This is a genomic window from Methylophilus flavus, assembly GCF_042678905.1.
In the GTDB taxonomy this organism is placed as follows: Bacteria; Pseudomonadota; Gammaproteobacteria; order Burkholderiales; family Methylophilaceae; genus Methylophilus; species Methylophilus flavus.
Genome location: NZ_JBHTLN010000001.1, coordinates 660,897 through 672,366 on the forward strand (window position 1 = coordinate 660,897; position 11,470 = coordinate 672,366).

The window sequence follows — 11,470 nt, forward strand, 5'->3', positions numbered from 1 at the left end:
CCTGGCGAACATACTGCTAATGGGTGACATAGTGTAATTGAGGCCTGAGCTCTTTTGCCCAGTGGTTGGTTGTGATTGGCTGATCGTCAATATGCGATACCTGCAATACACCATAAACGCTGTTTACAATGATCATGGCATCTGCCTGCAACAAGTCACCCATGGATAAGGGCGCGATCACCACAGGCTGGCCTTGCGTCTTGTACCAATCCAGTATTTTCTGCCGCATTACGCCCGCCACGCCACAGCTATCCAGCGGGGGCGTCCTGACCATGCCATCCTTGCGGATAAACAGGTTACCGCTGACTGCTTCAATCACATTGTCATCGTAATCACGTAACAAACCATCAAAGAAGCGCGGGTCTTTCAGTTCGGCGCGGGCCAGCACGTTTTCCAGGCGATTCAGGTGCTTGATACCTGCCAGTAAAGGCTGATGCGCCAGCCGTGTCTGGCAGGTGTAGAGTGCCACGCCATGGGTATACATTTCCGGTGGGTAATCTGGCAGCGGGCTTTGTATCAGCACCCGCGTCGGCTCACTCACCGCAGGTGGCGCATAGCCACGTGCCCCTTCGCCGCGGGTAATGATGATCTTGATGATACTGAACTGCGTGTCTTCTTCACTGGCAGACGCCAAGAAGTACTTGAATTCCTGCATCAGCAGTTCGGCTGACGGGCACACAATCTGGATCTTGCTGCAGTCTGCAACCAATGTCTGGTAGTGCAACGGCCAGTCTTGCAGTTCGCCATTGAGCAGGCGCATGGTGCGAAAAACACCGTCGCCATAGGCAAAGCCGCGATTGGTGGGGGCAATGCCGCTCACCAGTTTGCCGTTTACACAATAGCGGACAGTTGTCATGTTGAGAGGAAAAAATAGATGTACCTGAATAAGGCTGAAACCTTACCATAAAACCGCTGGAAACGACGCAGCCGAAGGCAGAAATCGGCCACAGAAAATCCACTGAAGATCACTCCGATAAACCTTGGCAAAAATTTCGTAGAAAGAATTAAACAATTTTCTAAAGTTTAATGTTCGGATGCCGTTAACAGGTTACGAGGTATTGTATCTGCACTTTTAACGGAGGCACGGACATGGCATTTTCCAGCATTCAGACTAACGTCGCCGCGATGATCAATAAAGCCTACAGCGCTGACGCCAGCACCATGGCCAATAGCGCAGCCACAGGCAGCACCAGCGCGGCAGGCAATAGCAAAGCCGTGGACGGGAATAAAAAAGAAGCTGCGGCAGGCACAGCGAAAGACAATCCGGCCGGCGCCAGCGCCGAGGTGACATTGGGTCAATCCGGCAACACGACAGAGATTTACACGGCGCAAGGCCTGTTACAGCAAATGCGGCAAATTCAACTCAGCAATACCATGCTGCTGTTTGGGAATGATGAAGAAAGCAATGAAGACAGCAGCGGTTTACTGGGAATGATGAGTGGCGACAGTGATGCTGACAGAGCAAGTGAAGACTGGACAGATGCGATCAGCCAGAATCCTGGACAAGCGGCGGTGATGGTCGAAAAAGCGAAAAATGCCTCGATTAAAACCATGCTTGGTGGCTAAGCCTGGCAAAGGCGCTCAATGAAGCCTTGCAACCTTCTATATTTCGACCTCAGCGACGAACGCTAAGCGTCGACTTTTACAAAATTACCTTTTACTTTATCCGCCAGCAAGCCCAGCAAATCTGCTGATTTAAGTGCCAGCGCATAACCAAGCACCCCGCTGCCGATGATCACTGTTTCATAGTGAGAAACACTTTCATCCACCAGCACACGTAAGTCAGCTGGCAAGGCAATCGGTGGTACTGCGCCAACCAAATAGCCGGTCGCTTCAGGCACTTCGTCATACTCTGCCATGCGGCATTTGCGTTCATTCAGGTGTGCACGCAGCAATGCCCAGTCGGCACGGCCGCCACCGGCCACCGCCAGCAAACTGAAGCCGCTGTTTTCGCCCTTGAACACCACACTGCGTACCACGGATTGTGGTTGCAACCCTTGCGAAGAAAGTAATTCTTCCAGGCTACGGATAGGTTTTTTATCTTCACTTAAAGGAATTTCGATCACCTGAAAATCTACCCCCTGTTGTTGCAGCAAGTCAGTTACAGCAGATTGAAAAGTGGTGGTCATGGCAGATATCCAGTTAATATAAAATACTTTAACTAATTAATTTAAATTATTGATATTTAGTATATTTATCGTTACTACCCTTGCATTTTTCTACCGGGTATTTCTGGGCATTCAGGTCTATCTTGGCGTTGGCAGCTGCAATCAGGTCTATGCCACAGACTTCAGCGATACGCATTAAATATACAAAAGTATCGGCCAGTTCCTGACCTACTTTTTCCCTGGTTTCTGCATCCAGCTGGCGGCTATCGGGTTCGGTCATCCACTGGAAATGCTCGACCACTTCCGCCGCTTCTACTATCATCGCCATGGCCAGGTTTTTTGGCGAATGGAATTGCGACCATTCACGTTCCTCAACGAAATTATTCACGCGTGTGCGTAATGCATCAATTGAATCTGCCATAGTTGCCTATCGTAAAAGTGTTGAATTGGATATCCTAAGTTATTCTTTTATCTTGGTTATTCTTTATCCTGAGATTTGGCTTCTGCTGATTCAGGCTTATCACGGCGGTTACTGCCCGCCACCATTTTGATCTCAAACAAACGGCATTCCAGCGGCCCGTTATATAGCGGTGTCTTTTTGCTAGGGCTCAAACGCATCAGTTTGGGCATACGCAGGTCATTGGTCAGGAAATAGGTATTCCAGCCGCTGAACTGCTGCTTGAGCGTGACAGCCATTTGCGGATACAACTCTGCCAAAGTTTCATCTTCACCAATGCGTACGCCATACGGTGGATTGGCGACCAGAACGCCGCTGTCGGCCGGTGGCGTGAGTTTGGTGAATTCGATGTGGCTCAGTTGCACAGCTTCGCTCCATCCTGCCATTTCCAGGTTTTGTTTGGTCACACGCACAGCGCGCAGATCCATATCTGAGCCATAGATTTTCTGGAAGCTGACCGGCTTCACGGCTTTGGCCGCTGCATTGCGGATCTTCTTGAAAGTATCTGATTCAAAGTTTTTGAGTTTTTCAAAACCGAAATTGCGGTTCAGGCCTGGTGCGATATTCAGCGCCATCATCACCGCTTCCTGCAGAAAAGTGCCGCTGCCGCACATAGGGTCCAGCAATGCCTGGCCTGGCTGCCAGCCAGCGAGTTTCAAAATACCGGCTGCCAGGTTCTCGCGCAATGGCGCCTCTATCGTATTCTTGCGGTTGCCACGCTGATATAAGGGGTTACCCGAAGTATCTACATACAGCAGGAAACGATCGCTGGTTAAATAGACATGCACCCTGACATCCGGCTCACGGGTATCGATATTGGGGCGGCTATTGACCGCCTGGCGGAATTTATCGCAAATCGCGTCTTTCACTCTAAGCGTAATAAACTCCAGACTTTTCAGCGGGCTGCGCACTGCGGTGACTTTCACCATCATGCTGTATTTCACATTGAACCAGTTCGGCCAGTTGACCTTGAGCGCACCCTGGTAAATATCTTCCTCGGTCGCATATTGGCCATTGCCCACTTGCATCAGGACGCGGGTAGCCACGCGCGAATGCAGGTTGATCTGATAACAGACACCGAGGTCGCCATTAAAGCTGGCGCCACCATCGGTTGGTTTGATGTCGTTTGCGCCGCTGAGCTTGAGCTCTTCGACAAGTATGGTTTCCAACCCGCGCGGACAGGTTGCAAAATAATGGTTACGCATGTTTATCTCTGATTTTCTAGTTGAATATCAACTTAATAGTTGAGCAGTGAGCCAATGTTTGCAGGCTTCGCTATTAATCTCTGCCCAAGGTGAATCCTTTACCGTCATTAGGGTTTGCACCCTGCAAGCGGTCAATTAAATCCAGGAACTGGATCGCATGCGTTTGCATGGCTTCCTGCGCACGTTTGCGCAGGGTGATCAAATCAGGCATGGCCAGTTCAGGCTTGAAGCCAAATACAATGATATTGCCCGGCTTGCCGGTAGGCATCATGAGCACGCGCTGGTCGAACGTTTGCTCTATGCGCTGCATATAGATATCAAACTTTTTGTCGGAGCCCCACAAGTTGATCGCGAACAGGCCATCCGGCGTTAGGGCTTCCGCACAGTCGTCAAAGAAAGCCTGCGTGCAAAAATCCGGCGGCAAACCGTTGCTGCCAAATGCATCCATCATCAGCCAGTCACAACTGCCCAGATGTTGCTGGATATAGGCGATGCCATCACCTTCAACGATAGTCAGGCGCTCATCATCGTCTGGCACGAAAAAATGACTGCGAGCCACTTGAATGACCTGCGGATTCAGCTCAATCACGGTTTGCCTGATCTGCGGACAGGCTTGCCATACATATTTGGCAATTGAACCGCCGCCCAACCCAACCAGGATAGTGTTGCGGATATCCGGTTTGAACAACAGGCTGCTCAGCATACCCCAGGAATAAGCCAGCACCAGCGCAAACGGGTCTTTGACCTTCATGCTGCTTTGGATGGTTGGCGAACCCAGGTGCATGGAACGTACGCCATCGACTTCGGTGACTTCTACCATTTCCAGGTCAGAAATGGCTTTATGGATTTTACGGTTGAGTTTAAACATTATGCGTTTTCCACCACATCTACCGAAGTATTGTCTACTTGCGGCGTATCGCCTGTTTCCGCTGCGGCGTTATCAGGTGTGGTGTCTTCAATCAAACGCAGGAACTTGCATTCCAGCTCCATCAGCAAGGTATCCACCTTCTGCACGGACAATTGCACTTTGCTGCCAGGTTTCAATACAGGCAAGGCATGTACTTTGGTCATATAGGGCAAGCCACTCAGGCGCACCAGGTTTTCGCGCCAGACCGTGGCTTCCACTTCCTGGATGTTTTCCTGCACCAGGTATTGCAGGCACCAATAGCGTTCCATGCGGGTCTGGAACTCGTTATAGGCATTATAAGTCTGGTCAAAATTGCGCATATGACCAACGATTTCATCGCCATGCGCGGCATACACAGGTGCTTGCAAGGTCAGTACGCTGATGATCTGGCGCTGGTTGATCAGATCGACTGCACGCCGCAACGGCGAGGTACACCAGGCATATTGCGCAACGCCCAGGCCCTGATGACCTTCTGCCTTGGTTGTCATATACACCTTGCCACCATTTTGCGCGCGGTAAATACCGGACACCTCATGCTCTGCCAGCAACAAGCCCCACTGGCTATTGGCGGCAATCATTAGTTCTGCCACCAGCTTATCCATAGGCGAACCACGCTGGCGATTGATGATGCTGACGATGCCATCGGTGACGTAGAAATTGTAATCGACCGGTTGCTGCTTGGTCGGATCGTATTTACCACGCGCTTTTTCCAGGCTTTCGGCAAAGTGGAACAGGAATACCAGCGGCTGCCATAACGGGTGGCCGCTATCGGTTTCCAGGGTATTTTCGTTGAAATAAGGCTCGAGGGTGTCGTGCCGCAAGTTATGCGCAATCTGCACAAGCTCTAAACGGCTATGCTGCTGAACAATACTGTAATCTGCTGTGACCTCCAGATACAGCGACAAAGCCGGTTTGGTTTCGCCTGCATCCAGGCTGAACGGGCGGATGGCGGTTTCCGGCAGCATGGTGATTTTATGCCCAGGCATATATACGGTAGACAGGCGTTTCATTACTTCGTGATCCAGCGCCTCACGCGGTGCCACGCCCAGCGCAGGCGCTGCAATATGGATACCAACCTGCGTATTGCCGTTTGGCAACAGTGTCACCGATAACGCATCGTCAATTTCAGTGGTGGTACTGTCATCGATACTGAAAGCGTGTACGTCTGACACTGGCAAATCGTCCGGTAAAGTTGCAAGTTCAAACTCAGGAAAGGCCGTGCCATGCGTAAAATATTCGCGCAAAAAAGCGCCCAGATGGTAATCATGGATGGAAGGAATGGCTCCTGCCTCATGCAGCACTTGCACCGGCAACTTCTTAAGCTCGCCAGCCGCTTGCTCCAGTGCTTTCCACTCCATGGCATTTTTATCCGGCGCATAGAGTAATTGGTCCAGCTTGGCCGAAACACTGTCAGGTAACTGTTTGGAAACCAGCTGCGCTGTAATGGTAGCCATCAATTCGGCTTGCTGCCGTTTTTTCTCTACGCCTGCCAGAGCAGCCTTCAAAGTCTCATCCGGCGCGGCTTTATAAAGGCCTTTACCCTTACGGTAAAAATACATGGGCGCGCCATGCAGTTTGATCGCAATGGCAGCAGCCTGCTGGCGGCTGGGTTTACCGCCGTAATATTCTTCAGCCAGCGATTCAAAACCAAACTCAGGCTCGCCACAGCATTCCCACAAAAAATCTGTATCCAGCGTCTCCGCTTCCGTTTGTGCAGCTTCGAGGAAACCGGACAACCCACCCTCAAACCGCATCAAGACATTGGCCGCTTTGATCTTGCTGCGTTTGCCACTGCTGGCCTCGACCTGCATGCTGCTGTCAGCCTCGGACATAATGGAAGCGACCTTGAAGCCACCGTCTTCTTCGTAAAAAACATTCATTGCGGGAGATTTTGAGTGTGGAAAACACACGGATAGAATTCAAAACGCTATTTTACCCGAGAAGCATCGACTTTTCTGGCGGAGATTGAACTTTAGCCCTTTGTATTGACTAAATTAAGCATGGCCCCAATTAAGCATAGCCATAAATGCTGATTAAGCATGCCCATCAATGAAGATAGCCTCTAGAATACGCATGATGAAACCACTTGTTTTTGATAACCGCTTTATACGCGAGCTACCCGGTGATCGCGTAACCGACAATTTCACGCGTCAGGTGAGTGACTGTTTATGGTCCGCCGTGCAGCCAACACCCGTCAAGCAGCCTACCCTGCTCGCTTACAGCGCGGAAGTTGCCAGTATGCTGGGCTTAAGCGATGCAGATATGCATGACCCCGATATGGTGCAAACGCTTGGTGGCAATGGCGCCCTGCAAGGCATGTTCACCTATGCCACGCGTTACGGTGGCCACCAGTTCGGCAATTGGGCCGGACAACTCGGTGATGGCCGTGCTATCTACCTGGGTGAACTGGTACACCAGCAACGGCGATTTGAATTGCAACTGAAAGGCGCTGGCGAAACTCCCTATTCCCGCAGGGCCGATGGTCGGGCCGTGTTGCGATCCAGCCTGCGTGAGTTTTTATGTTCCGAAGCCATGCATCACCTGGGCATCCCCACCACCAGGGCATTAAGCCTGGTGACCACTGGCGAACCGGTGGTAAGGGATATGTTTTATGACGGCAACCCTGAGTTCGAACCGGGCGCCATCGTCTGCCGGGTCGCCCCTTCCTTTATCCGTTTCGGCCACTTTGAGATACTCGCCAGTCGCGAGGAATTACCGCTATTGAAACGCTTTATCGGCTTCACCATAGACCGCGATTATGCCGAGTGGTGGCCTGGCACCGGCCTGCTGCTGGATGTAGATAATCCAGGACAGGGCATGATAGAGGCCTGGTTTGCGGAAGTATGTGCGCGTACCGCCATCATGGTGGCACACTGGATGCGGGTCGGCTTTGTGCATGGCGTGATGAATACCGACAATATGTCTATCCTGGGCCTGACCATAGACTATGGCCCGTATGGCTGGACCGATAATTTCGACCCGAGCTGGACGCCTAATACTACCGATGCACAAGGCCGTCGCTATTGCTATGGTCGCCAGCCGGATATTGCGCGCTGGAACCTGGAGCGGCTGGCGGAAGCGCTGGCGACAGCACTCCCAGAAACCAATGGCCTTTCACAAGGATTAAGCCACTTTGATAACGTGTATTTTGACGCGCTGACGACCTCGCTGGCCGACAAGTTTGGCCTGGATAGCTGGCAAGCAGGTGATGGTGAATTGATCAACGATATTTTTGAACTGATGCAGCGTGCGGAGGTGGATCAAACCTTATTCTTTACTCACCTTAAGCAACTGGATATTTCCCGGCCGCAACTCTCGGTGCTGGAAGATGCTTTTTATACCGAGGAGGGTTTGAAAGACTTTGGTGAAGATATACAGGGCTGGTTGCAGCGTTATAGCCAGCGAGTACAACAATCAACTCTTTCTGCGGAGCAGCGTGAACAACGCATGTCAGCCAGCAATCCGGTATATGTATTGCGTAATTACCTGGCGCAAGAAGCGATTGACCTGGCCACCCAGGGTGACAATTCACGCCTACTGACCTTGCTTGAAGTGTTGCGTCACCCTTATACCGAGCAGGCAGGCATGGAGGCATTCGCCAAAAAACGTCCGGACTGGGCGCGCCATAAAGCGGGTTGCTCCATGTTATCCTGTAGCTCATAATTAAGGAAACGCGGAATAAGTGTCTGCGCAAGCGAATTGCCGCGTTGCGCGAGACTTTATGAATACAGCTTCGCAACCTCGCCGTACTAAAGTACTGCCTCGGTTTCTGCGTTCCGTGCGCCTTGCACTTCATCTTGCTCAATCACTTATTTCGAGTTTCCTAAGCAAAATAAACTATGCTGACTGCCGAACAATTAATGACTGACGCTGGCTTGCGCCCAACCAAAGCCAGGACTGCCGTTTTAAACACCCTGCTGAACTCCACCACTGCGCTGAGCCACACGGATATCCTGGCTGCATTGCAAGGCGTTGAGATAGACCGGGTGACCGTCTATCGCGTGCTGGACTGGTTACTGGAAAGTTCGCTGATCCATAAAATCTCCAGCGATGACCGCGCCTGGAAATTTCAGCTCAATGCGCCTAAGCGTAGCTATCGAAGTGCAGAACCTGGACGAACGGATCACCTCGGCCTTTTAAATAACCACGGCCATGCCCATCTGCACTGCCAGCAATGTGGCACCGTGTTATGCATTCACGAACTGGCTGCGCATATCCCGCAATCCCTGTTCGATACCTACCGGGTGTCTAATATCGAAATCAGCCTGAAAGGGCTGTGCCTGGATTGCCAGAAGCCCTGATGCCAAAATCTTAATTCCGGTAATTTACTGATACTCCGTTCTTCTCACCCATCACCTAAACCAGTCTAGTTTTGCAACTTAGTTGCAATTAATAAAGCATTCGCATAAAATGCAACAAAATTGCATTGCAATCAAGTTGCGTTAAATGTTAACTCCGTCTGAACTTCTATCCATGCCAGAAGATGCCTATATGAACGAGGCGCAACTGGCATTTTTCAAACAACTGCTGGAACAGCAACTGGATACCCTGCAAGCCAATATGTTGCTCACCAGCACGCATTTGCATGAACAACAGGAAACGCCGGATCCCGCAGACAGGGCTACCCAGGAAGAAACCCACGGTCTTGAGCTGCGCACGCGGGAACGTGAACGCAAACATATCAAAACCATACAATCCGCCCTGCTGCGCATTGCGCAAGGCCAGTATGGTTATTGCGAAGAGACCGGTGAGCCCATCGGCCTGGCGCGCCTGTTTGCCAGACCGGCCACCAAACTATGCCTGGAAGCACAAGAGCGCCATGAGCGCCGCGAACGGCTATTCAACCATTAAGACATGCGAAGGAACACGCCATGAAAAAACTCCCTGTGACAGTACTCTCCGGCTTTCTCGGTGCTGGCAAAACCACCCTGCTCAACCATATTCTCAATAATCGCGAAGGCAAACGCGTCGCGGTGATTGTCAATGATATGTCTGAGGTGAATATAGACGCACAACTGGTGCGTGACGGTGGCGCGGAGTTATCACGTCAGGAAGAAAAACTGGTCGAGATGAGCAATGGCTGCATCTGCTGCACTTTGCGCGAAGACCTGCTGGTTGAAATCACGCGCCTTGCGAAAGAAAACCGTTTTGATTACCTGCTGATTGAAACCACCGGCATTTCAGAGCCTTTACCGATTGCCGAAACGTTTACCTTTGCCGATGAAGATGGCATTTCGCTGGCGGATGTCGCGCAACTGGACACAATGGTGACAGTGGTGGACGGTTATAACTTCCTGAAAGACTATAGCTCACAGACCTTGCTGAGTGAGCGCGGCGAGTCGCTGGGTGAGGAAGATGAGCGCACGGTGGTTGATTTGCTGGTAGAACAGATTGAGTTTTGTGATGTGCTGGTGCTCAACAAAACAGACTTAATGACGCTGGATGAAATCGCGCAGCTCGAAGGAATATTGAAAGCTTTGAATCCGCGTGCGCAGATTCTGCATAGCAGTTTTGGCAAAGTGCCGCTTAATCGCATTATGAATACCGGCCTGTTTGATTTTGACCAGGCCGCGGAAGCACCAGGCTGGTTGCAGGAGTTACGTGGTGAACACGTGCCTGAGACTGAAGAATATGGCATTTCGAGTTTTGTGTACCGCGCACGCAAGCCTTTCCACCCGCAACGCTTATGGCAATGGCTGAATACCGAGTGGCCAGGCGTGGTGCGCTCCAAAGGCCGCTACTGGATTGCCTCGCAGCCGGAATTCTGCGGCATGTGGTCGCAGGCAGGTGCCGTGACCAGGACTGAGCTGGCAGGCATGTGGTGGGCGGCAACCCCCAGCCATGACTGGCCACAAGACCATGAAAGCCAGGAGTACATACGCTCACGTATGCGGGCCCCGTATGGCGACCGGCAGCAGGAGTTAGTCATCATAGGCATGGACATGGATAAAATCGCGCTGACTGCAAAATTCGATGCCTGCCTGTTGACGGATGCTGAGACCGCGCTGGGCATGAAGGGCTGGCGTGAGCTGCCTGACCCTTTCCCACGATGGTCTGTCGCCCAGCCAGATGAAACGGCCCGTCTGCTTGAAGAGGAGACCGTATAACCATGCTCATGGCTGCACAAATCCCACCTAATATCGCGCCTGCGCCTGGCGGAAGACTCGATTTCAATCCTATGGATTTACTCTCCATTTTTGAGCCATCTCAGCAGGTAAATGTCGTTGCAAGACCTGAGATAGCGCAACTATCGAGCTTCTTGCAGCAAGTCAGCAGCCGATTGGGCGGAGGATACAGGCTGACGCTGAGACACACGGAAGTCACGCCCGACCGGCTTGATCGCGAAATGCGCTTACCAGATGACGTAGGTAAAGAGGCGCTGCTGGAAGATATCAGTACGCTGGCAAACCTCTACGCCGACCTGATGGATTGCCCGAAAGTTGGCATCAGGCTGGAAGTATTGACGCACGCCATGTGCCCCAAATTTCATATTGACCGTACCGGCATCCGCCTGCTTTGCACCTATCTGGGACCAGGCACCGAATGGCTGGATGAGGCGTTTTGCGATAGAAATGCGTTTGCCAATCCCTACGCTACAACCGAAGCTTTTAATCAGGCGTTGATCCTGCACCCTCAAGGCATACGCCAGGCGCCAGAACAAGCACTGGTATTGCTTAAAGGAAGTTTATGGCAAGGCAATCAACAGGCTGGGGCCATTCATCGTTCGCCATCTATTCCAGCGACTATGAGGCGGGTTGTCCTGGCATTGGATGCCATCTGGTAAATCCCGTGT

Annotated in this window: 12 protein-coding genes; 6 read left to right on the plus strand and 6 right to left on the minus strand. The window is 51.6% G+C overall.

Going from position 1 to position 11,470, the window contains the following annotated elements; genetic code table 11:
• Positions 1–16: 16 nt before the first annotated feature.
• A complete protein-coding gene (gene pabC / locus ACFQ2T_RS03090) occupies positions 17–856 on the minus strand; it encodes an aminodeoxychorismate lyase (RefSeq protein WP_379030356.1) in 840 nt (279 codons plus the stop codon).
• Positions 857–1,089: 233 nt separating this feature from the next.
• Here pabC and ACFQ2T_RS03095 point away from each other — a divergent pair, with 233 nt between their 5' ends.
• Entirely contained in the window at positions 1,090–1,566 is a 477-nt protein-coding gene (locus tag ACFQ2T_RS03095) for a hypothetical protein (protein WP_379030358.1), read from the plus strand.
• A 62-nt stretch (positions 1,567–1,628) separates the two neighbouring features.
• On the opposite strand, the gene ACFQ2T_RS03100 is transcribed toward ACFQ2T_RS03095, so the two are convergent.
• The 5 genes from ACFQ2T_RS03100 to ACFQ2T_RS03120 form a co-directional block, all read right to left on the minus strand.
• Entirely contained in the window at positions 1,629–2,129 is a 501-nt protein-coding gene (locus ACFQ2T_RS03100; RefSeq protein ID WP_379030361.1) for an aminoacyl-tRNA deacylase, read from the minus strand.
• A 46-nt stretch (positions 2,130–2,175) separates the two neighbouring features.
• Positions 2,176–2,529 carry a nucleotide pyrophosphohydrolase gene (locus tag ACFQ2T_RS03105; protein WP_379030364.1) on the minus strand — a complete coding sequence of 118 codons (354 nt, stop codon included), beginning with the start codon at positions 2,527–2,529 and terminating at the stop codon, positions 2,176–2,178.
• Positions 2,530–2,585: 56 nt separating this feature from the next.
• On the minus strand, positions 2,586–3,770 hold the full coding sequence (locus tag ACFQ2T_RS03110; protein WP_379030367.1) for a THUMP domain-containing class I SAM-dependent RNA methyltransferase: 1,185 nt from the start codon (positions 3,768–3,770) through the stop codon (positions 2,586–2,588).
• Positions 3,771–3,843: 73 nt separating this feature from the next.
• Positions 3,844–4,638: a polyamine aminopropyltransferase gene (locus tag ACFQ2T_RS03115; protein WP_379030370.1), complete on the minus strand. Its 795-nt coding sequence runs from the start codon at positions 4,636–4,638 to the stop codon at positions 3,844–3,846.
• On the minus strand, positions 4,638–6,557 hold the full coding sequence (locus ACFQ2T_RS03120) for a ribonuclease catalytic domain-containing protein (RefSeq protein WP_379030373.1): 1,920 nt from the start codon (positions 6,555–6,557) through the stop codon (positions 4,638–4,640). The genes ACFQ2T_RS03115 and ACFQ2T_RS03120 overlap by 1 nt, the downstream gene beginning before the upstream one ends.
• A 193-nt stretch (positions 6,558–6,750) precedes the next feature.
• Between ACFQ2T_RS03120 and ACFQ2T_RS03125 the strand changes: the two genes are divergently transcribed.
• From ACFQ2T_RS03125 to ACFQ2T_RS03145, 5 genes are all read left to right on the plus strand, one after another.
• Positions 6,751–8,340, plus strand: a complete 1,590-nt coding sequence (locus ACFQ2T_RS03125) for a protein adenylyltransferase SelO (RefSeq protein WP_379030376.1) — start codon at positions 6,751–6,753, stop codon at positions 8,338–8,340.
• Positions 8,341–8,516: 176 nt separating this feature from the next.
• A complete protein-coding gene (locus ACFQ2T_RS03130; RefSeq protein ID WP_379030379.1) occupies positions 8,517–8,978 on the plus strand; it encodes a Fur family transcriptional regulator in 462 nt (153 codons plus the stop codon).
• Between the two features lie 145 nt (positions 8,979–9,123).
• On the plus strand, positions 9,124–9,528 hold the full coding sequence (dksA, locus tag ACFQ2T_RS03135; RefSeq protein WP_379030382.1) for an RNA polymerase-binding protein DksA: 405 nt from the start codon (positions 9,124–9,126) through the stop codon (positions 9,526–9,528).
• A gap of 20 nt (positions 9,529–9,548) precedes the next feature.
• A complete protein-coding gene (zigA, locus tag ACFQ2T_RS03140; RefSeq protein WP_379030385.1) occupies positions 9,549–10,784 on the plus strand; it encodes a zinc metallochaperone GTPase ZigA in 1,236 nt (411 codons plus the stop codon).
• An 8-nt stretch (positions 10,785–10,792) separates the two neighbouring features.
• A complete protein-coding gene (locus ACFQ2T_RS03145) occupies positions 10,793–11,461 on the plus strand; it encodes a DUF1826 domain-containing protein (protein WP_379030388.1) in 669 nt (222 codons plus the stop codon).
• The last annotated feature ends 9 nt before the right edge of the window (positions 11,462–11,470 follow it).

Bases quoted from the DNA above. Each gene is read 5' to 3' on its own strand.
- pabC (WP_379030356.1), bottom strand. From the start codon at position 856: ATGACAACTGTCCGCTATTGTGTAAACGGCAAACTGGTGAGCGGCATT.
- ACFQ2T_RS03095 (WP_379030358.1), top strand. From the start codon at position 1,090: ATGGCATTTTCCAGCATTCAGACTAACGTCGCCGCGATGATCAATAAA.
- ACFQ2T_RS03100 (WP_379030361.1), bottom strand. From the start codon at position 2,129: ATGACCACCACTTTTCAATCTGCTGTAACTGACTTGCTGCAACAACAG.
- ACFQ2T_RS03105 (WP_379030364.1), bottom strand. From the start codon at position 2,529: ATGGCAGATTCAATTGATGCATTACGCACACGCGTGAATAATTTCGTT.
- ACFQ2T_RS03110 (WP_379030367.1), bottom strand. From the start codon at position 3,770: ATGCGTAACCATTATTTTGCAACCTGTCCGCGCGGGTTGGAAACCATA.
- ACFQ2T_RS03115 (WP_379030370.1), bottom strand. From the start codon at position 4,638: ATGTTTAAACTCAACCGTAAAATCCATAAAGCCATTTCTGACCTGGAA.
- ACFQ2T_RS03120 (WP_379030373.1), bottom strand. From the start codon at position 6,557: ATGAATGTTTTTTACGAAGAAGACGGTGGCTTCAAGGTCGCTTCCATT.
- ACFQ2T_RS03125 (WP_379030376.1), top strand. From the start codon at position 6,751: ATGATGAAACCACTTGTTTTTGATAACCGCTTTATACGCGAGCTACCC.
- ACFQ2T_RS03130 (WP_379030379.1), top strand. From the start codon at position 8,517: ATGCTGACTGCCGAACAATTAATGACTGACGCTGGCTTGCGCCCAACC.
- dksA (WP_379030382.1), top strand. From the start codon at position 9,124: ATGTTAACTCCGTCTGAACTTCTATCCATGCCAGAAGATGCCTATATG.
- zigA (WP_379030385.1), top strand. From the start codon at position 9,549: ATGAAAAAACTCCCTGTGACAGTACTCTCCGGCTTTCTCGGTGCTGGC.
- ACFQ2T_RS03145 (WP_379030388.1), top strand. From the start codon at position 10,793: ATGGCTGCACAAATCCCACCTAATATCGCGCCTGCGCCTGGCGGAAGA.